A 20746-nucleotide genomic window follows, 5' to 3' on the forward strand; every position below is an offset into this window, starting at 1 on the left:
AATCCTCAGAGAACTGGGTGTTTTTATGATTGAGATATTTCAATAGGGGTATCCGCTAAAAATAGTGGGCCCATTGCAGGTTTTGGTAATTCAAAATGCTCAGGATAATCCACTGCCACCAAATACAAGCCATTTGCTTTAGCTGTTGCAGCAGCCTTGGTTCTGTCTTTTAAGGCTAATAATTCAGCCATCCAAGTAATGTCCTGATTGCCACACCCTATTTCTAAAAGGCTACCGACAATATTTCGCACCATATGGTGTACAAAAGCATTCGCTTTAATATCCACCACAACATAATCACCATATCGAGAAACGTTAACATGCATAACGTTACGCCATGGCGTTCGTGATTGACATTGAACGGCTCTAAAAGAGGTAAAATCATTTTCACCCAATAAACATTGGGCAGCCTGATGCATACGCTCAGCATCTAAAGGGTAATGAAAATGCGTCACTCCAGATGATAATATAGCGGGACGATAGCGATGATTAAAAATCACATAGCGATAACGTCTTGCCGTTGCGCTAAAACGTGCATGGAAATCATCAGAAACCGTTTTTACCCAACGTACAGCGATATCCGCAGGTAAATGGGTATTAACACCCATTGTCCATGCGGGATCTTTACGGTGCGCCGTTGTTTCAAAATGGACAACTTGCCCCGTTGCATGCACTCCAGCATCTGTTCTTCCGGCACAAAAAACTGATATAGGTTCATTAGCCACTTGTGAAAGGGCTTTTTCTAACCGTTCTTGTACACTGCGCACTTCATTTTGGCGTTGCCAGCCATAATAACGACTACCATCATACTCAACGCCTAACGCGATTTTGATTGTTGTGCTTTCAGAAATAACCGTTGACTCAGTCAAAGGTTGTTCTGTTACTTCAGCACTCACTGGCGCATTCATTAGTAAAACTGCTCCTGCATTAATTGTTCTGCCACTTCAACAGCCATTAATGCCCCACCAAAGCGCACATTATCTGCCACTGACCAAAATTGTAAGGCTTCTGGCATACCATAATCATTACGGAAGCAACCTAAATTTAGGCTCACATTTCCCGAAGCATCGGTCACTTGTGTTGGAAAATCATTTTCATCACTGATACTCAGGTCTTCATTTTCTTGCAATGTTTCACGTGCTTCATCACTGCCCATTGGGCGTGATGTTTCTAATTGCACTGATTGCGCATTACCATAGAAAACTGGAGCTTGTAATGTAGTGACTGAAATTGGAAGGCCTTCGTCTTGTAAGATTTTACGAATTTGGTCAACCATGCGACGCTCTTCTTGTACTGAGCCTTCGTCATCAACCATAAGAGGTAGAATATTAAAGGCCAGTTGCTTATTAAAACGGCCTAATTCAGGTGGAACACCATTAAGTAAACGAGCACTTTGTCCAGCAAGTTCATCAACTGCTTGTTTTCCAAAACGGGAGACTGACATTAAATTGGTCACGCTAAGACGAGTTAAACCAGCAGCTTCTGTTAATGGATTAATCGCACGTAACAATTGGCTCACCATACTGTCAGCAATAGAAACGATATTACGGGTGCGATATTCTGCAAGCATTGAGCTATTCACGCCAGGGACTATCAGTGGTACATCCCAATCCATAGCAAATATGCCACTACAATCAATGACGATGCAGCCTGAATCTGCTGCTTGCTGTGCATATTGCGCACTAATTTCTGTCGGAGCAGCAAAGAAAGCTAATTGAATATCTGCCCATTCGATATTGTGAATACCTTGAACAGCAACACTTTTGCTGTTTACACGCACAGATTTTCCAATACTGTCTTCACTTGCGATTGCGGTCAGTTCACCAATGGGAAATTCACGCTCTTGCAACAGCTCTAAAATAGCTTCACCAACAGCACCTGTTGCACCAACAACAGCAATATTCCAACCTTCTCCCATAAGATATCCTCCAATACCATAAAATTTTAAAAATAATGTTGTGCTTTATTTGCGTGTAGCACTTTTGTATGTAGCACTAAAACCAATCGCACTTAATGTATTGGCCGTGGTTTGGTTATCACAAATTACATGTAGTGAAGACCATTCACGGCGTACAGGATAAAGTTTGCGTAATTTATCAAACTCTCCTTTTACACCGGCCACTTTTCGTAATGGTGCATCATCTCGACGCACATCATAAACAAGGTGGATCAGTTGTTTTAATAACGTTTGTGTTAGCTCACCTTGTACTGAAATTGTTGAAATAGTCGGTGCTGGCAACAAGGTTGATAATTCAACTTGTTGAGGCTGTCCAATAAAATCACAGTAAGCTTCAAATACTTGTGTTGTACCGCGCGCTTTACCTTCTAAGGTATAACCCGCAATATGTGGAGTGCCTATATCGACTTTATTTAATAATTCAATAGAGAGATCTGGCTCTGGCTCCCAAACATCTAATACCACACGTAAGGATTTACCTTTCTCAAGTACAGATAATAGTGCTTGATTATCAACAACCTCACCACGGCTCGCATTAATTAAAATACGTCCTTCAGGTAATTTTTCGAGGTTGTTCTCATTTATCAAATGATAACTTTTGTATGGACCTGATTTATTGAGAGGTGTATGGAAAGTCAGAATGTCCGCTTTTTCTAATAGCGTTTCCAATGAATGAAATTCTTCATTATCACCGTTATCTGCTCTAGGTGGATCGCAAAGTAATACATTGACACCTAATGCGCGTAAGCGTGTTGCTAATCGCCCACCGACATTACCCACGCCCACAATACCAACAACTTTATCGGCTAATTGAAAGCCATCTTGCTCTGCAAGCATCATCAGTGCAGAAAATACATATTCTACAACAGCAATAGCATTACAACCTGGTGCTGATGAAAAACCAATTTGTTGTTGCTCTAACCATGCAATATCCACATGGTCAAAACCGGCCGTTGCCGTTCCAACAAATCTCACTGGCTTGCCTGATAATAAGGATTCATTGACTTTAGTAATCGATCTCACCATTAAGGCATCAGAATCATTAAGTTCATCAATAGGTAAAGGACGACCAGAAACCGCTTTTACCTCACCTAATTGGCGGAAAAGCTGTTCCGCATAAGGCATGTTTTCATCAACCAGAATTTTCACTGTGTTATCTCACTGATTTGGTATTTATGTGTGTAAACAATCAATCAAAAAATAAATTTAAGCGGTCTATTTTGCCACTTATTAACAACAAAGCCTATTATTGACAGTAAAATCTGCCTAGATTTTAAGTAAATATATGAAAAGAAGACTTAGCAATTGGGTAATCGACGAAAACGTTCTGGCGTTGTGCCAGCAAATTGTTGAAACATTGCAATAAATGTAGACGAAGAGCTGTATCCCACATCAAACGCAATTTCATTCACACTTTTTCCTTGTTCTAATAAAGAAATTGCATGTAAAAAACGTAAGCGCTTACGCCATTCGCTAAAAGACATGCCTAATTCTTGTTGGCAACGACGAGAAAGTGTTCTCTCTGAGGTATAACGTTTTTTAGCCCATTCTTCTAACGAAGTATTATCAGCTGGGTCCTGCTCTAATGCAGAAAGTATTGGGGCAAGTAATTTATCTTTAGAAGAAGGTAAGTATGTATGATGAATCGGTGAAGCTTTAAGCTGATCTATCAACACTTGTGCTAAGCGAAAATCTTCTTCTGTTTGTGGTTTACAGACACCACGATGAAAGAAATCAGAAAATATAGTTGAAAAAATAGCACTTAATTGAATTAAACACGGTTTATCTAACAAACCTTCACACCAACTTGGTGCGATATCTAGCACCTTAAAAGAGAGTGTCTTTTTATTATAACTAGCATGCCCTACATTTTTAGGGATCCACACACTAAATTCAGGGGGTGCTAAAAACCGCTGTCCTCCAGCTTCTAAATCCATGACACCAGAAATCACATAAAGCAACTGACCAAAATCATGTTGATGATAAACAAACTCGGTTTCAGCTAATAGTTGCTCATCACGAAATCGCACTGTATCTGGATCAGACAATAACCATTGCATTTTTTGTTGTTCAATTGTCATCTTTATGTTGTTCTCTTGTCATGTTGTCTTTATTGGCCTATCTGTTGTCTGGTTTTCATTATATATATCTAATCAGACAAGCTTACAATAGCAACCTGGTTTAAAAATAGATGTGAGAACAATGAAAAACGCAATATTTCCGCTTTTAGCAGTACTGATCTGGTCCATTAATGCCGTCGTCAATAAAGCAGCTGCGTCTGTTATCGATCCTGCGGCTATCTCTTTTTATCGTTGGTTTCTCGCCTTTTTAATTATGACGCCTTTTTTGATCATGCCTGTTTGGCACCATCGTAAAACCGTCAAACAATATTGGTGGAAATTATTTATTCTTGGTGCATTAGGAATGGTGATGTACCAGAGTTTGGCTTATTATGCTGCACATTATGTTAGCGCCACATTTATGGGCATCTTGAACTCGTTGATCCCATTACTGACGGTTATTATCAGTATTTTTGTTTTACGCGTTGTGCCTACTGTCGGAATAGTGCTCGGTACTGTGCTTTCAATTAGTGGTTTGGTCTGGCTAATTAGTCGTGGAGAACCGACCCAGTTACTTTCTCAAGGATTGGGATATGGCGAGCTAATGATGTTTATTGCTTCGGCATCATACGCACTTTATGGCGTTTTAACAAAACGGTGGTCTATCGCACTACCTAATTGGCAATCACTTTATGTTCAAATTGGGTTTGGTGTTCTGTTATTATTACCAAACTTCTTTCTTGCCGAAAGCGTGGCATTAACGAAAGACAATATTGGATTAGTGATTTTCGCGGGGATTGGTGCTTCTATTCTTGCTCCTTACCTGTGGATCTTAGGTGTGATGAAATTAGGTGCGAATACAACCTCTATTTTTATGAACCTAATGCCATTATTTACAGCAATGATTGCTATCACACTTCTTGGTGAAGAAATGCATAGTTATCATTTAGTGGGTGGTGGTATTGTGTTATTGGGTGTGCTCTTAGTGCAACAACTGAGAGCACCACTGAATTTCCGACGTCAGTCTGCAACGAAAAAAGCAGATTGTCATCAGGAGATGTGAGTCAATGTCAAAAAGACAACAATAAAAAAATACCGGCTAAATTCTTAGCCGGTCACATCATGATGTTAGGTTTTATAAATAAAACTGACATAAGAAATCAAAGTATAAAATATAAAGTAATACAAGTATCCGTGGCAAACATTACCAACTTTTATATTAAATAGCTTCTACTTATTTGTAATAAAATAATCCAGATCAATTTTTTTCAGCTCTTTTTGTCCTATTAGTCCTTTCTATTAACCTAACTCCATATAAAACAAAACATTTAATGATTTTAGTTACAATTAAATTAAACGATTGAAATAAAACACGATTAATTTCATTTAATTATTTAAAACAATTAGTTATAAAAAACCGTCTATTTTATTAGAATAATAAAACAGGTAACTATTAGAAGGGGTATTTTTAAAGATTATTTATATAATCTTTTTTAAATAGTTTTTATTCAAAAAGTATCTTTATTAGAATAATAATTTATTTTAACTTGTGAATTTAAAATAAAAAGGCAGTCTCCATTAAAATGAAGCCTGCCTTTTTTAATAAGAAAATATAAGTATAACTAACTAGTTTTTATATTTGCTCATTACTAATGAAGCATTAGTACCACCAAAACCAAAGCTATTTGACATTACAGTGTTTAACTTTTGTTCTGTTGGCTGAGTAATAATATTCATACCCAGTGCTTTATCATCTAATTCTTCAATATTAATGCTTGGTGCAATAAAACCATGCTCTAACATCAATAAGCTATAAATTGCTTCATGTACACCAGCCGCACCTAATGAGTGACCGGTCATCGCTTTAGTGGCTGAAATAGCTGGTGTATGTGTACCAAATACTTCAGTGATAGCTTCAAGTTCTTTTAAATCACCAACTGGCGTTGAAGTACCATGTGTATTGATGTAATCAACTTTCTCAACATCTTGCATTGCCATTTGCATACAACGCACAGCACCTTCACCAGAAGGAGCAACCATATCTGCGCCATCGGAAGTTGCACCATAGCCTACAACTTCAGCATAAATATGTGCACCACGCGCTAATGCGTGTTCTAACTCTTCAACAACCACAATACCGCCACCACCAGCGATAACAAAACCATCACGGTTTTTATCGTAAGTACGGGAAGCTTTACTTGGTGTTTCGTTATATTTCGTTGAAAGTGCGCCCATAGCGTCAAATTCGCAGGTCATTTCCCAACTTAATTCTTCGCCACCACCAGCAAACACAACATCTTGTTTGCCTAATTGGATAAGCTCAACGGCGTGGCCAATACAGTGTGCTGATGTTGAACAAGCAGAACTGATTGAATAGTTAACGCCTTTAATTTTAAAAGGTGTTGCTAAACACGCTGAAACACCCGATGCCATTGCACGAGTCACCATATAAGGACCTACGCCACGTAGACCTTTTGCTCTCATGCCATCAGAACCTTGGACTTGGTTACGTGGAGAACCACCACCAGATCCTACGACTAAACCTGAACGAATATTAGAAACTTGGTCTTCACTCAGACCTGAATCTGCTATCGCTTCTTGCATAGATAAATAGGCATAAACCGATGCGTCGCTCATAAAACGGCGGATTTTACGGTCAATAAGACCTTCAGTATCAAGCTTAACGTTGCCCCAAATGTGGCTACGAAGCCCCATCTCTTTAAATTCTTCTGAGAAAGTTATCCCGGAACGGCCTTCCTTTAAAGAATCCAGCACTTCTTTCTGGTTATTACCAATGCTCGAAACAATACCCAGACCCGTGATCACTGCGCGCTTCATTCATACCTCTTTACAATAATAGTTGTAGCTGCGGGATTTCTGAGTAGCACTCTAGCGTACAGTTGTACGCTGAACAAGTCCGATCAGGATCTTTTTTACAAAAATGCAGATAAGCTGATAAAACAGTTTCCCCTTAAAGGCTGGTACAACCTAGCTAACAGCGCTAAGATATTAGACAATTTTTTGGAGAAATACAGGCAGTTCCGTGAATAATAGCTCGATAAATACCGCATCTTTAAGTTGGAATGAACTTGGTACGCCTATCTCAGAACAATTTGGCGATATTTACTTTTCAAACCAAGACGGCCTAGAAGAAACAAGACACGTATTCTTACAGGGAAATCATTTTCCATTACGTTTTGGTACACATGTACGCTCTGAATGTGTTATTGCAGAAACAGGGTTTGGTACTGGACTGAATTTTTTAACACTGTGGCAAGCGTTTGAGCAATTTAGACAAACATCACCCAACGCATGTTTAAAGCGCCTTCACTATGTTAGCTTTGAAAAATTCCCTCTCACAAAAAATGATTTACAATCCGCTCATTGCCATTGGCCTGAACTTGAAAAATATTCAAAAGCACTTTGTTCTCAATGGCCATTACCTATCGCTGGTTGCCACCGTATTATTCTCGCAGATGGGGCAATCACACTAGATTTATGGTTTGGTGATATCAACACCTTGTTACCGCAAACTCGCCAAGCACTACGCAATAAAGTAGATGCATGGTTTCTCGATGGCTTTGCCCCTTCTAAAAATCCACAAATGTGGAGTGAAACACTCTTTCAATCCATGGCAGATTCAATGAGAGAAAATGGTACATTTTCGACATTTACTGCTGCCGGTATTGTAAAACGAGGTTTGCAAAGTGTTGGGTTTGAGATAAAAAAAATCAAAGGATTTGGGCAAAAAAGAGAGATGTTGACAGGTGTATTCCCTCATTCATCCTCCCCCGAATACCTACCTTATTATGCACGACCTCATGCAACACAAGCACAAGATATCGCTATCATAGGTGGTGGTATTGCTAGCACCTTTATCGCACTTTCTTGCTTAAGAAGAGGCGCTAAAGTCACCTTATATTGTGAAGATAAACAGCCCGCAACAAATGCATCAGGTAATCGACAAGGTGTTTTATACCCTTTGTTAAATGGTAAGTCCGACGAAATAGAGCAATTTTTTACAACCGCATTCTTATTTGCTCGACGTGCTTATGACAATCTAAACCAAGCTGGCATTATGTTTTCTCACCAATGGTCTGGTGTTGCTCAACTTATTTATAATGATAGAGTGCGAAAAAAAGCAGAACGAATAATTAATCATTCTGCATCTTTTCACGAAATAGCTTGTTACCTTTCTCAAGATGAGATGAATACCCAGTGCGGGTTAGATATTAATTACGAAGGGCTTTTTTACCCGCAAGCTGGCTGGCTTTCTCCCACTGAATTAACCACTCAAGCACTAAAATATGCTCAACAATTGGGTTTAATACTGCAATTTAATCATCAAGTTACGCAGATAATGCAACATGACTCATCTTGGAGCTTAAATATCGTTCATCGTAACGATAATCATGTGACACAAATTCAATCACAACATGATTGCGTAATTTTGGCAAATGGACATCGAATTACCGACTTTACCCAAAGTGCCAAGTTACCGATTAGTGCGGTTAGAGGCCAAGTTAGTCATATTCCAACAACAAATACACTATCAAAATTAAAAACAGTGCTTTGTTATGATGGCTATTTTACGCCAGTTGATAATCAAGATAATTTGCATTGTGTTGGCGCAAGCTTTCGCAGAGATAGGTTAGATTTGACGGTTTCCAGTGAGGAGCAAGAAGACAATCAATATCATCTTACGCACTGTTTAGCCAAAACACCTTGGTGCTTTGATGTTGATTTTAGCCAAAACAATGCACGAGTCGGTATTCGTTGTACGATACGCGATCATCTACCGCTATTAGGTGAAGTACCCAACTTTGAAAACTTGCTATTAGCATATACCCATTTAGATAGGTTTAAGCGTAGAAGACAAACGCCCGTTTTAGCGCCTGCTTATCATCAGCTTTATATCATCAGTGCATTAGGCTCTCGTGGATTATGTTCAGCACCGTTATCAGCCGAAATTCTCGCAAGCCAAATTTTTGATGAACCCTTCCCTGTCGAAGATAGTGTATTGAATGCCTTACACCCTAATCGTTTTTGGGTAAGGCCTTTACTACGCGGAAAACCGATTGAAGTAAAAAAGTAAAAGTAGCTTCTCCCGTTAGTGTATAAGCAACCGCTTTAGGTTGCTTATTTTAACGTTATTATTTTTTAATGTTATGAACTAATAAATCTTACATTTCATTGCACAGCGCGTTTCTTTCACGAATCCCCCTCTTTCAACTTCATCGTCTAAGATTTCTTGCAAAGAGTGTGGAACTTCATTTTCTGGCAAAATAGAAAAACCTAAGCGTTGATAATACGGTGCATTCCAAGGAACATGACGAAATGTTGTCAATGTAACGGTACTGAATTGGCGCGCCGTTGCTTCATCTTTGACTTTTTGAATAAGTAATTTACCAATTCCGTTATTTTGCCAATCTTGGCTGACAGAGAGTTCATGAATAAATAAACTATCAGTCAATGCTTGCGTCATAATAAATCCCACAGGTTCATTGTCGTGATTAACCGCAACCCAATGTTCATGTTGGTTAATAAATTCTAGATGTGTTTCAACCCCTTGGACATCACTTTCGCTGATCCACTTTAAGTCTTCTAATATGCTAAAAAGTTGCCCTGCAGATTGCTCAATCGTAGGTAATTTAATGGCATCATCAATTTGTGTTTGACGAAGTGTAATACCATTATTTTTTATTTTATTTTGTGTGATCGTCATATCTATTTCCAGTTCTATACTTTAATACTTTGATAGTTAAACTTATTAAAAAGCCATCCTATTGGATGGCTTACATTAACACTAAATTGATGACTACTTTTTCAGCTATTTTAATCTTTCGGTAAAATACCATAAGATTGAAACTGACCACTCGCCTCAATAAAACGTGTGTAATATTTATTATCTTCTACCGAGTCCTTTACAGCCCTATTAGCATACGCATTAGAGACTGCCAATGTCGCCTTATAAAGTTTATCTTTTAATGCGTTGTGGATCTTTGGATCTTCACTTTCCTGAATTTGATTTAAAAGCGACACAAGCTCTTCTGCTTCTGCTTGAATATCGGGATCAGTAAATTCTGCCGTCGGTAGCATGTAATCTAAATTGAGATTCACCGAATCGTTATACTCATCTTCTTGTGTAAATGGATTTAAATCTTTAGCGTACTCAGCAGAAATGTATTTAATAAATTCTGGTTTATCAAAACACTTATTTTTTATACCACCGTCATTATTTTTATTGCGTGTACGAATTTCATTAGGAAATGGCTCGCCTAGAGGGTAGGTACATTGAAAGGTATTACCATCAATTAATGTAGCATTAGTGCTACGTACGGGGAGTTCAAACTCGTAACCATTAATAATCAGTGGGTAGTCAACCGTTTTAAACTGGTCTGTTTTCCCTTTCACGGCATACACTTCAGAAAGGGTGTAGTACATGAAATTATCAGGGTTTAATATGCCACCATTATTGTTGTCATAAACCATAAAAAGGGCATTATTGCCTGCACTGTCTTTTAAGTTATGCTCACCAGGCGACAATGTAATATAGCCATTTTTACCAGGTTCAACCTGATATTCTTTACCATCAACACTAAAGCTGATCATATTTTCGCTTGGATTACTGTAATAAAATTTATTTTTTTTATTATCTAAATCAACTTGATCACAAGCAGACAAAAATAAAATGGCGCTTGTAAGTAGGCTTATTTTAAAGAAATTTTTCATCGTATCGTTATCCTTATCATAAATATTCTATGCAAATCATTTGCATCCCGAGAAACATTCCTAAAAAACATTTAAAAGTAATTTTACAGAAATGGCAAGGTGTTACAAAAGATAGCACTATTATGCTTAATCAATGAGAGATACATCGACTTTGAAAAATCAAATAAAAACAATTGATAAATAGTGAGGATTGATTTTTGACTAAACACTCACCTTTTTCAACAGCAAATATCCTAAATATGACTTAAGTGTCATTATTTTAATAAGATTTTAAGAAAGAAAAAACAACCGATTGTGCCGGTTGTTCTCTTAGGTAGACATATAGAATTAATTAATTGAATTAACTAAATCGTGCCACGTAGATAATACTAATACTTGATCAGGTGGCGATAGCTCACCTGCTTTTATTGCCTTTTGAATGCTCTCTTCCACACGCGCTCTTAGCGCTTCTAATTGTGTGTTGTTTTCTTGCTCAAGCTCAGCAATAGCCAGTGTTATATGGCCTTGTAAATATCCACCAGCAAATAACTCATCGTCAGTGGCATGTTCAACACGGCTATCAATTCTATCTAACAAGTACGTTTCATACTCAGAAAGCATTATTTATCCTCAATATATAATGTTGCTGTATTCAGTATCTACACTGCATTATCAATGCAGAAAACGTATGATACAGCAACCTTACTACATCAGACTCCACCCTATCGGGTAAAACCTTCACAGTGGATAAGCGATAGTTATTCTCGCAATCCTTAATTAACTAAAGGGTTTTCCTGATAAGGAAACATCTCTTCCGTTAGCTCAGGGGTATTGTAAAACAAATGTAACGCATTAATAAATAGCTGAGCACGAGGTGGCGTGTTTTTATCTCGTAAATAAGCAAGCACTTGTTCTCTGACCTTGTTTCTAAACTCATAGCGATCAGGCTCAAAGTTACCTTCTAGATTGTCACAACTGACATTAAAAGGATAACCCGCAGCTTGGCAAAATAACCAATCCAGTGCTTGAGGTTTAATTTCTACCGCCTCAAACTGCCCTTGCGTCGTTTCATCGCGTCCATCGGGGCAATACCAGTAACCATAATCAACTTGTTGACGACGAGCCGCGCCTGCAATACACCAGTGTGATATTTCATGTAATGCACTCGCATAAAAGCCATGAGCAAAAATGATTTGGTGATAAGGTGTCTCTTCATTTGCTGGCAAATAAATCGGCTCATCATCCCCTTTGATTAAACGGGTTTGAAAACTTTCGCTAAAACATTGATTAAAGATATCAATTAACTGTTGGTAATGATGTGCTGACATTTAAAAAACCATTTATTCCTAATTAAAAAGTGCAGAGAACCAAAGTGCAATAGTATCGCCATGATTGTCATTAATGAGTTTGATGCTCATCAAGAAGGAGATAATGACCAGCATAGGCCTTATTAATTTTTGCCCTTTCGTTAAAACCAAGCCTGCACCTAAGCGAGCACCAATAAATTGCCCACAAAGCATAACTAAACCAAGAGTCCAAATAACTTGCCCACCAATAATAAAAAATAGTAGGGATCCAAAATTAGAGGTGAAATTGAGTAACTTAGCATGGGCAGTCGCTTTTGAGAGATTATATCCAAGTAACATGACATAACCTAAAGCGAAAAAAGAACCTGTACCAGGTCCAAAAATACCATCATAAAAACCCACACCTCCGCCTAATATTGCGCCAAATGTATAGTAACCAATACGTTGTTTACTGTCTTGAGCACCAATTGACGGAGTAAGAAGAAAATAAAGACCAATAGCAATAGTGAGAATTGGAAGTGCTTGTTTCAGAACCTCTGGATTAATAAATTGCACCAACATAGCGCCAGAAACCGCACCAATAAAGGTCATTAAAATCGCAAATCGTTGGGATTTTAAATCAATAACCCTGCGACGTATAAAATAGAGTGTTGCAGAAAATGAACCACCAACAGATTGCAGTTTATTGGTTGCAAGCGCTTGTACTGGTGAAATACCGACCGAAAGTAAAGCAGGAATAGTAATTAAACCGCCGCCACCAGCAATTGAATCGATAAAACCCGCAATTAAAGCGACAAAGAAGAGAAGAAGGTAGATGCCATCTGAAAAGAGCCAATCCATTTATCTATCCGAATTATCAGAAATGAAAGGACGTGTTGCTGTCTCTTTCGTTTATTTATTTTGAAGAGAGTAACAGCAACACAGTCTGAGCATAATAAAATTAGGCGCTCACACCTTTAAAGCTAACATCAAACTTACTACAGCTTATCAATCACGTTATTGATGTAGAATGATTACCACTGCATTAAAGGTGGCACAACATCACCACACTGACCACGCTGACGCAATGCATGATCGAGTAATACAATTGCCATCATCGCTTCTGCAATTGGAATAGCGCGTATTCCCACACAAGGATCGTGACGCCCCTTAGTTATCATATCGACTTCCTCACCGTCACGATTAATTGTTTTGCCTGCAATCGTGATACTGGAGGTCGGTTTTAATGCGATATGTGCAACAATAGGCTGACCACTGCTAATTCCCCCTAAAATCCCACCAGCATGATTACTGGTAAAACCATTCTTGGTGATTTCATCTCGGTTCTCTGTACCTTTTAATGTTACAACACCAAAACCATCACCAATTTCAATACCTTTAACGGCATTAATACTCATCAAAGCATGTGCTAAATCAGCATCTAGTCGATCAAAGACAGGTTCACCAAATCCAGCAGGTACGCCTTGAGCAACAACGGTGACTTTTGCACCAATAGAATTGCCTTCTTTTTTAAGTGCGCGCATATATTCATCAAGTGCATCTAAACGCGAAGGATCAGGACAGAAAAATGGATTACTTTCGACAATAGACCAATCAACAAGATCACACGTAATTGGCCCTAATTGAGATAGGTAACCTCGAACTTCGATACCTAATTTCTCTTTTAGGTATTTTTTTGCAATTGCACCTGCGGCAACACGCATAGCTGTCTCACGAGCAGAAGAGCGTCCACCACCACGATAATCACGTAAACCATATTTTTGTTCGTAGGTATAATCAGCATGACCAGGACGAAAAACATCTTTGATTTCACTGTAATCTTGAGAGCGTTGGTCAGTGTTTTCAATCAACAAACCGATGCTAGTTCCTGTAGTGACACCATTAAATACACCCGACAAAATACGAACTTGATCAGGCTCACGACGTTGTGTGGTATAGCGTGAAGTTCCGGGTCTACGTCTATCTAAATCAACTTGTAAATCGGCTTCTGTTAAAGGTAATCCAGGAGGCACACCATCAACAATACAACCTAATGCAACACCATGAGACTCACCGAAAGTCGTCACTCTGAATAATTGTCCGATACTGTTTCCTGCCATCCCTTTATTCCTATCTTTTACTGTGTGATGTTATCAATATGTTATTTGCAATAAATAACAATCTACCGTCTCATTGCTGTTACATCAACGTTTATCAGTAGAAAAACACGCTGAATATTCGACAAGCTGTTCGCGAGTTAACATAAAGACACCAAGCCCACCATTATCAAACTCAAGCCATGTAAACGGAACGTCTGGGAATTGTTCGATAAGATGAACCATGCTGTTTCCTACTTCACACACAAGAACACCTTTTTCACTTAAATATTCAGGCGCTTTTAGTAAAATTTGGCGTGTAATATCAAGACCATCAATACCTGATGCCAATGCTAATTCTGGTTCAACTTGGTATTCATCTGGTAAATCACCCATATCTTCAACATCAACATAAGGCGGATTCGTCACAATAATATCGTAAGGCGTTGGAACAATAGCGTTAAATAAATCAGATTGCATTGGGTAAACACGATGAGCCAGACCGTGGTTTTCAATATTAAATTCTGCCACTTCCAGAGCATCTACAGAAATATCAACCGCATCCACTTCCGCATCTTCAAATTCATGAGCACATGCAATGGCGATACAACCACTTCCGGTACATAAATCAAGAATACGTGTTGGCTCTTGCTGGATTAAACCATCAAAATGGTTATTGATTAATTCACCAATAGGGGAACGAGGAATAAGCACACGTTCATCAACATAAAATTCATGACCGCAGAACCAAGCTCGATGAGTTAAATAAGGAACAGGGATCTTTTCCTCAATTCGACTTTCAATCAGAGTAATAATTTCCATTTTTTCAGAGGTTGTTAATTTAGTCGATAACAGCGCATCTGGAATATCTAAAGGAAGTGCAATAGTTGGTAATACAAGCTGTAATGCTTCATCCCATGCGTTATCTGTGCCATGACCATAATAAATGTCAGATGAATTAAACTGACTCATAGCCCAACGTAGCATATCTAGGATAGTGCTTAAATCAGCAACTGCTTCCTCTTTTAGTGTTATATCCAAAATGGTTGTCCTCTGAAGAAATAGAAAGTCTGTAGTTTGCCATGAAGATGGTGATAAATCAGCGGGAAACCGTAAAAAAACATAACAACGTTATCACTACGGCTTATATCAACACACTTATTATGGTTTTATACTTCAGTCATAGAATAAAAAGCAAAACATACAAACTATTTAAAATTAAAATTTGATATTTTATACTTTTAATTTAACTTTCATTAGCAAGAAATTAAAAACGAGCCATACTTAATACATGAAAGAATTAACTGTATACCAATATGCGCCTAGAGATGTTTTTCATTCAATATGCAGTCACTTGATAACAAATACATAATTTTTGAAAACTCTTTTTGATATCTTTTTATCTTAGTTTTACCGCAAGCTTAAGATATAAAAAAGTTTATGTTCCACAGATATTCTGAGCAAAGCAACTTGTTAATCACCTCGTATTTGCTAGCTATGTGACTATTTCGGCAGGGTAGATACCCTGCCTTTTTTTATGCCAAATTTATAACCTATACTTTTTTATCTCTGACACTATTTCATGTACTATTGCCTTATAAAAACAGTAACACTATGAAGAATCATAAAAAATGAATAAAAAATTTTCACTGCCACCTTCTGAAATTGAGTTATTTCAGGAAATGATAAAAGGTACAAAGAAATTACCTCAAGATAAAATACTTCACTCGCCAAAACGTAAAAAAGTGACACACTACGCTATTGAACGTTTGCAACAAGAACAAGTTGATGCTTCATATTATTTTTCTGATGAATTTCAACCTAATTTAGCGACAGAAGGCCCTATGCGCTACCTAAGAGAAGGCGCAAATGCTTATGAGTTGAAAAAACTACGTCGTGGCGATTATGTTCCTGAGTTTTTTCTAGATTTACATGGTTTAACACAACTAATTGCCAAACAAGAGATTGGTGCTTTGATTGCAGCCTGTAGGCGAGAGCACGTTTACTGTGCTTGTATTATGCATGGACATGGCAAACATATTTTAAAACAACAAACACCACTTTGGTTAGCGCAGCACCCAGATGTCATTGCGTTCCATCAAGCCCCAAAAGAATGGGGAGGTGATGCCGCGTTATTAGTGTTAGTCGAAAATGATGATATTGCCCGTCGTTGATATATCAGTTATCTCAAGCATTAACCCTTAAATCACCCGAATGGTGAAATAAGGCGTTAATTATTTTTATTGAACTAATTTATTTCAATGTTGAAGGTGAGACTTGCCATAGCAACTCCCCTGCACCTTTTGACAAATCAAAATCAACACAAGCAATCGTTGATGTTGAAAACATAGGCGCGCACACCGCAGGGCACAATTCAGCCACAACATAGCCGACTAAAGGCAAATGGGATATAACCAAGATATTTTGATATCCTGTATCTCCTAAAGCACGTAAATAATGTGCAATATGTGAAGGATTACCACCAGGAATAAGCCCTTCGTCGGTTTCTATTTTGCTTGGTAGCGCTAAATCTGTTTTTACAGCCTCTAATGTTTGTTGAGCTCGTAAATAAGGGCTAACTAAAACATAATCGATAGGATGCCCTTGCGTTGTCATCCATTCAGCCATCTTTATTGATTCACTTCTTCCACGCTCAGTCAGTGGTCGTAGTGCGTCGCTTGCAGCATCAAGCGCTGCTTCTCCATGGCGCATAATAAAAATTTGCATAGTAAATTATTAAACCTATTTTATTTTTTGTAATTACTGGCATTAACGTTTTTAAGATAATTAATCTAATCAAGATAAAATGAATATATTCTTATATCAAATCGCCAATGTCCTAATTGCAATTGCATAATTCACCTATTTAAAATCATGCCATTGTTTTACAAATTTCATGTCATTTTTCAGGATTTTATTTTAAAAAACTTCATTTTTAAATTTATTTTCAAATAACTATATTGCCATATCTGGCTATCATTAACACTTTCGACCCTTTTTTCCATTAAAAATTCATCAATTATTAATCTGACGCAAAAAGTACAAGAAAAAAGGCGCCTAAGCGCCTCAATCTAAACAAGTGTCACAAAAGGAAAATGCAATGGTATAGAGGTTTAATTAGTCATAAAAACGTTCATTTCGTTTAGCCATTTCAACTAACCGTTCACAAGGACGATATCTTTCACCATATTTATCAGTAAGTTGATTAAGTTTTTCTACTACTTTTGTTGTTCCCATGCTATCCATATAACGGAAAGGGCCACCAAAGAAAGGAGGGAAACCGATACCAAAAACAGCACCAATATCACCATCACGAGGTTGTTTTATAATATTTTCATCTAAGCAACGAACCGCTTCATTTAGCATCAATAACAAACAACGTTCTGTGATTTCAGAGTAAGACAATTGGCTTTTGGGTTTAATTTGTAAAAGACGATAAATAGTAGGATCGGGCTGTTTTTTATTTTTTCCAAATGAAAAAGGCAGAACATGTTTTGTATAAAGGTAAAAACCTCTGCCATTTTTACGCCCTTTTCTATCATCAGCAATAATGGCATCAACAGCAGGTGGAGAAGCAAATCGTTCACCAAATGCATTCACTAATATTGGTGTTATTTTTGTACCAATATCGATACCAACTTCATCCAATAACTGAATAGGCCCTACAGGGAAGCCAAATTGAACGAGTGCTTTATCAATATTTTCAATCGGTTCACCCTGTACTAAACAGGTCAATGCTTCACTAATATAAGGAGCTAGAATACGATTAACATAGAATCCGGGTTTATCACCTACAACTATCGCAACCTTACCTTGCTTTTTAGCGAAAGCCACCGTTGTTGCAATAGTTTTTTCGTTAGTATTATCATGTGGAATAACTTCAACTAATGGCATTTTTTCTACAGGGCTAAAATAGTGAAGCCCAATCACTTTTTCTGGATATTTCGCTGTTTTTGCAATTTCATGAATAGGTAATGAAGAGGTGTTAGATGCAAAAATAATTTTACCTTTCCCCACATCTTCAATATCTGCCACCATTTTCTGTTTTAAAGCAAGATCTTCAAACACCGCTTCAACAATAATGTTGGATTGATGAAAACCGCTGTAATCCAATGAACCAGAAAGTAAGCTCATTTGGCGTTGACGTTCACGTGCAGATAATCTTTTTTTACTGACCTTGGACGAAAGCGCTTTCCAACTATAATTTAAGGCTTGAGCAATTCCCTTATCGCTAATATCTTTGATCCTTGCAGGTAAATTGCCCTTTGTGGCAGTAACAAAAGCAATACCGCCCCCCATTAATCCCCCACCTAAAATACCGATATGATGCAAACCATCAGGTTTTTGAGATGAACCTGTCTCATTTTTAAGTGTTGTTGAAGCAAAAAAGAGATGTCTTAACGACGATGAAACTGGTGTCATCGCTAACTCACCAAAAGCAGTTGCCTCTTCTTTAAACCCTGTTTGAATATCTTTTTCGAGTCCACGCTCTATTACATGCAAAATACGTTCAACTGCAGGATAATGCCCTTTTGTCTTAGCTAATGCGCGTTTTTTCGCTTGCCCAAAAAGTATATTTCTCCCTAATGTGGTATTTGCCCAGAAACGATCCATGATTGAATGTTTTTTCTGCTCTTTTTTACCCGACAAAATCCATTTTGCTGCAACATCTAATAAAATATCTTGTGAAACAACATCATTAACAAGACCTAATTTCAACGCTCGTTTAGCATTGATTTGTTTACCTGTTAAAATTAAATCTAACGCCGACGTCACACCAATAAGACGAGGTAAACGCTGAGTTCCCCCTGAGCCGGGCAATAACCCAAGTTGCACCTCAGGAAGCCCTAAACGTGTTTTGTTATTATCCGAACAAATTCGTCCGTGGCAGGCCAATGCTAATTCAAGTCCCCCACCAAGACATGCACCATTGATAGCTGCAACAACGGGTAATGGGTAATTTTCAAGTTGGGTAAAAAGGTCTTGTCCTGCTTTTGCGAGTGCACTTGCTTCTTCTTTTGTTTTGCAACCCGCAATCATTGAGATATCAGCGCCAGCAATAAAACTATCTGCCTTACCTGATGTGATAATTAATCCTTTTACACCAGAATGTTGTTGCGCTTGTTTCAAAACATCTTGGAACTGCTGTACAAATTCAGCTTTTAAGGTATTCACTTTTTCGCCGATAACATCAATTGTTATAACGCCGACTTTATCGTTACGAACTGAAAATTGGAAAACGGAAGGTTTTTCTAGTGTTGTTTGTTGTTGTTCCATTATTCCACCTCCAAAATCATAGCTGCACCTAATCCACCAGCCGCACATGCGGTCGTTAACCCAAACCCACCACCTCGGCGTTTAAGCTCATGGAGCATCTGTGTCACCATTCTTGCCCCAGTTGCTGCAAATGGGTGTCCATAAGCAATAGAACCACCTAGCACATTAAATTTATCCATATCCACCTCTCCAATTGCCTTAGATAATCCTAATTGCTCTTTAGCAAATCGTTCACTCGCAAATAACGTCAAATTACTCAACGTTTGCGCAGCAAAAGCTTCATGCATATCAATTAATGTTAGATCACTCAAAGAGAGGCCTGCGCGCGAAAGCGCAAGTGGCGTGGCATAAGATGGTCCTAATAACATATCTTTCCAGACATCTGTTGCAGTAAACGCATAACTACGTAGATAACCAATCGGTTGATAGCCTAAGCTTTTTGCAACTGACTCTTTCATCATTAATACTGCGGCTGCGCCGTCCGTTAATGGCGTACTGTTTGCAGCAGTAACACTACCATGGCGACGATCAAAAGCCGGTTTTAACTTGGCGTAAGAATCAAGAACGGAGTTTTTACGAATATTGTTATCTTGATGAAAACCTTCTTTGTAAGGCGGGAAAAAAGCGGTCATTACCTCATTATCTAGTTTTCCCATTTCCCATGCTTTAGTGGCTAATTGATGAGAACGATGTGCTAATTCATCTTGAGCAACTCTAGAAATATGATAAGTCTTTGCCATTTGCTCAGCGGTATCTCCCATACGTAATCCCGTTGAATACTCAGCCACAGCAGGAGCAACAGGGAGAAGATCACGAAACCGCAATTGACTTAAATAACTTAAACGCTGGCCTAATGATTTTGCTTTATTAAGACTTAACAAGACATCCGCTAATTTTTTACTGACACCAATTGGTAAAACTGATGATGAATCTGCACCACCCGCAATACCTACAGAAACATGCCCTGCCATCATGCTTTCAGCAACATTTGCAATCGCTTGAAAACTCGTTGCACATGCTCTTGTAACGCTGTAAGCGTCTGTTTTTACACTTAAGCCAGCACCGAGTACAATTTCTCTGGCAATATTCGGTGCTTCTGGCATTTGAACCACTTGTCCGAAAACAAGTTGATCGATAATTTCGGGAGGAATTTCATTGCGAGTCACTAATTCTTGAACCACTGAACGCCCTAATTCAACCGCAGGTATTCCTCGATACGCAGTCGCTTGTTTAGCAAAAGGTAAGCGTAGCCCGCTGACAATGGCGATGCGATCTTTCATAGCACTGTTCGTTGATGACTTCATAACGGCTCCTGACAAAATGAGTTCCTAACACCAAAGAGGTCTGACCTGACAATAG

Annotated in this window: 18 protein-coding genes; 3 read left to right on the forward strand and 15 right to left on the reverse strand. The window is 38.2% G+C overall.

All coding sequences use genetic code 11. The features are described from left to right. Nucleotides 1–23: 23 nt before the first annotated feature. From truA to GWI68_RS14510, 4 genes are all read right to left on the reverse strand, one after another. The gene (gene truA, locus GWI68_RS14495; RefSeq protein ID WP_243733408.1) at nt 24–908 is read right to left on the reverse strand and encodes a tRNA pseudouridine(38-40) synthase TruA; all 885 of its coding nucleotides are present in this window, start codon (nt 906–908) and stop codon (nt 24–26) included. Further along, nucleotides 908–1918, reverse strand: a complete 1011-nt coding sequence (locus GWI68_RS14500; RefSeq protein ID WP_166540744.1) for an aspartate-semialdehyde dehydrogenase — start codon at nt 1916–1918, stop codon at nt 908–910. The genes truA and GWI68_RS14500 overlap by 1 nt, the downstream gene beginning before the upstream one ends. 45 nt (nt 1919–1963) lie before the next feature. Further along, nucleotides 1964–3106, reverse strand: coding sequence for a 4-phosphoerythronate dehydrogenase PdxB (pdxB, locus tag GWI68_RS14505; protein ID WP_166540745.1), 1143 nt, complete (start codon nt 3104–3106; stop codon nt 1964–1966). 149 nt (nt 3107–3255) lie between these two features. Beyond that, complete coding sequence (locus GWI68_RS14510) at nt 3256–4038, reverse strand: helix-turn-helix transcriptional regulator (protein WP_109407270.1); 783 nt, start codon at nt 4036–4038, stop codon at nt 3256–3258. A 121-nt stretch (nt 4039–4159) separates the two neighbouring features. On the opposite strand from GWI68_RS14510, the gene GWI68_RS14515 reads away from it, so the two are divergent. Continuing rightward, nucleotides 4160–5080: a DMT family transporter gene (locus GWI68_RS14515; RefSeq protein WP_166540746.1), complete on the forward strand. Its 921-nt coding sequence runs from the start codon at nt 4160–4162 to the stop codon at nt 5078–5080. A gap of 563 nt (nt 5081–5643) precedes the next feature. Here GWI68_RS14515 and fabB read toward each other — a convergent pair. Continuing rightward, a complete protein-coding gene (gene fabB / locus GWI68_RS14520) occupies nt 5644–6855 on the reverse strand; it encodes a beta-ketoacyl-ACP synthase I (RefSeq protein WP_109407272.1) in 1212 nt (403 codons plus the stop codon). A 205-nt stretch (nt 6856–7060) separates the two neighbouring features. Here fabB and mnmC point away from each other — a divergent pair, with 205 nt between their 5' ends. Continuing rightward, nucleotides 7061–9112 carry a bifunctional tRNA (5-methylaminomethyl-2-thiouridine)(34)-methyltransferase MnmD/FAD-dependent 5-carboxymethylaminomethyl-2-thiouridine(34) oxidoreductase MnmC gene (mnmC, locus tag GWI68_RS14525; RefSeq protein WP_166540747.1) on the forward strand — a complete coding sequence of 684 codons (2052 nt, stop codon included), beginning with the start codon at nt 7061–7063 and terminating at the stop codon, nt 9110–9112. Nucleotides 9113–9190: 78 nt separating this feature from the next. On the opposite strand, the gene GWI68_RS14530 is transcribed toward mnmC, so the two are convergent. The 7 genes from GWI68_RS14530 to prmB all read right to left on the reverse strand — a co-directional run bounded on the left by GWI68_RS14530 (nt 9191) and on the right by prmB (nt 15151). After that, the gene (locus GWI68_RS14530; RefSeq protein ID WP_166540748.1) at nt 9191–9742 is read right to left on the reverse strand and encodes a GNAT family N-acetyltransferase; all 552 of its coding nucleotides are present in this window, start codon (nt 9740–9742) and stop codon (nt 9191–9193) included. Nucleotides 9743–9852: 110 nt separating this feature from the next. Then, the gene (locus tag GWI68_RS14535) at nt 9853–10749 is read right to left on the reverse strand and encodes a hypothetical protein (protein ID WP_109407275.1); all 897 of its coding nucleotides are present in this window, start codon (nt 10747–10749) and stop codon (nt 9853–9855) included. A gap of 327 nt (nt 10750–11076) precedes the next feature. Further along, on the reverse strand, nt 11077–11349 hold the full coding sequence (locus GWI68_RS14540; protein WP_109407276.1) for a YfcL family protein: 273 nt from the start codon (nt 11347–11349) through the stop codon (nt 11077–11079). A 152-nt stretch (nt 11350–11501) separates the two neighbouring features. Beyond that, nucleotides 11502–12056, reverse strand: a complete 555-nt coding sequence (locus tag GWI68_RS14545) for an elongation factor P hydroxylase (protein WP_166540749.1) — start codon at nt 12054–12056, stop codon at nt 11502–11504. Nucleotides 12057–12074: 18 nt separating this feature from the next. Continuing rightward, nucleotides 12075–12875 (reverse strand): sulfite exporter TauE/SafE family protein, encoded by an 801-nt coding sequence (locus GWI68_RS14550; protein WP_072068644.1) that lies wholly within the window; start codon nt 12873–12875, stop codon nt 12075–12077. Nucleotides 12876–13048: 173 nt separating this feature from the next. Then, nucleotides 13049–14134, reverse strand: coding sequence for a chorismate synthase (gene aroC, locus GWI68_RS14555; protein ID WP_109407278.1), 1086 nt, complete (start codon nt 14132–14134; stop codon nt 13049–13051). A gap of 84 nt (nt 14135–14218) precedes the next feature. Beyond that, entirely contained in the window at nt 14219–15151 is a 933-nt protein-coding gene (gene prmB / locus GWI68_RS14560) for a 50S ribosomal protein L3 N(5)-glutamine methyltransferase (protein WP_109407279.1), read from the reverse strand. A 590-nt stretch (nt 15152–15741) separates the two neighbouring features. Between prmB and smrB the strand changes: the two genes are divergently transcribed. After that, nucleotides 15742–16284: an endonuclease SmrB gene (gene smrB / locus GWI68_RS14565; protein ID WP_166540750.1), complete on the forward strand. Its 543-nt coding sequence runs from the start codon at nt 15742–15744 to the stop codon at nt 16282–16284. Between the two features lie 79 nt (nt 16285–16363). Here smrB and sixA read toward each other — a convergent pair whose 3' ends face one another. The 3 genes from sixA to fadI all read right to left on the reverse strand — a co-directional run bounded on the left by sixA (nt 16364) and on the right by fadI (nt 20691). Beyond that, nucleotides 16364–16837: a phosphohistidine phosphatase SixA gene (gene sixA, locus GWI68_RS14570; protein ID WP_109407281.1), complete on the reverse strand. Its 474-nt coding sequence runs from the start codon at nt 16835–16837 to the stop codon at nt 16364–16366. Between the two features lie 390 nt (nt 16838–17227). Beyond that, the gene (gene fadJ / locus GWI68_RS14575) at nt 17228–19390 is read right to left on the reverse strand and encodes a fatty acid oxidation complex subunit alpha FadJ (protein WP_347877537.1); all 2163 of its coding nucleotides are present in this window, start codon (nt 19388–19390) and stop codon (nt 17228–17230) included. Then, nucleotides 19387–20691, reverse strand: a complete 1305-nt coding sequence (fadI, locus tag GWI68_RS14580; RefSeq protein ID WP_166540752.1) for an acetyl-CoA C-acyltransferase FadI — start codon at nt 20689–20691, stop codon at nt 19387–19389. Before fadI ends, fadJ begins: the two co-directional genes overlap by 4 nt. Between the last annotated feature and the right edge of the window lie 55 nt (nt 20692–20746).

This window comes from Proteus sp. G2669 (genome assembly GCF_009915245.1).
GTDB lineage: Bacteria > Pseudomonadota > Gammaproteobacteria > Enterobacterales > Enterobacteriaceae > Proteus.

Excerpts from the sequence above, each read along its gene's own strand:
- GWI68_RS14510 (WP_109407270.1), bottom strand. The coding sequence starts at position 4,038 with ATGACAATTGAACAACAAAAAATGCAATGGTTATTGTCTGATCCAGAT.
- GWI68_RS14515 (WP_166540746.1), top strand. The coding sequence starts at position 4,160 with ATGAAAAACGCAATATTTCCGCTTTTAGCAGTACTGATCTGGTCCATT.
- GWI68_RS14535 (WP_109407275.1), bottom strand. The coding sequence starts at position 10,749 with ATGAAAAATTTCTTTAAAATAAGCCTACTTACAAGCGCCATTTTATTT.
- GWI68_RS14500 (WP_166540744.1), bottom strand. The coding sequence starts at position 1,918 with ATGGGAGAAGGTTGGAATATTGCTGTTGTTGGTGCAACAGGTGCTGTT.
- truA (WP_243733408.1), bottom strand. The coding sequence starts at position 908 with ATGAATGCGCCAGTGAGTGCTGAAGTAACAGAACAACCTTTGACTGAG.
- sixA (WP_109407281.1), bottom strand. The coding sequence starts at position 16,837 with ATGCAAATTTTTATTATGCGCCATGGAGAAGCAGCGCTTGATGCTGCA.
- GWI68_RS14540 (WP_109407276.1), bottom strand. The coding sequence starts at position 11,349 with ATGCTTTCTGAGTATGAAACGTACTTGTTAGATAGAATTGATAGCCGT.
- GWI68_RS14530 (WP_166540748.1), bottom strand. The coding sequence starts at position 9,742 with ATGACGATCACACAAAATAAAATAAAAAATAATGGTATTACACTTCGT.
- fabB (WP_109407272.1), bottom strand. The coding sequence starts at position 6,855 with ATGAAGCGCGCAGTGATCACGGGTCTGGGTATTGTTTCGAGCATTGGT.
- GWI68_RS14545 (WP_166540749.1), bottom strand. The coding sequence starts at position 12,056 with ATGTCAGCACATCATTACCAACAGTTAATTGATATCTTTAATCAATGT.
- fadI (WP_166540752.1), bottom strand. The coding sequence starts at position 20,691 with ATGAAGTCATCAACGAACAGTGCTATGAAAGATCGCATCGCCATTGTC.
- smrB (WP_166540750.1), top strand. The coding sequence starts at position 15,742 with ATGAATAAAAAATTTTCACTGCCACCTTCTGAAATTGAGTTATTTCAG.
- aroC (WP_109407278.1), bottom strand. The coding sequence starts at position 14,134 with ATGGCAGGAAACAGTATCGGACAATTATTCAGAGTGACGACTTTCGGT.
- GWI68_RS14550 (WP_072068644.1), bottom strand. The coding sequence starts at position 12,875 with ATGGATTGGCTCTTTTCAGATGGCATCTACCTTCTTCTCTTCTTTGTC.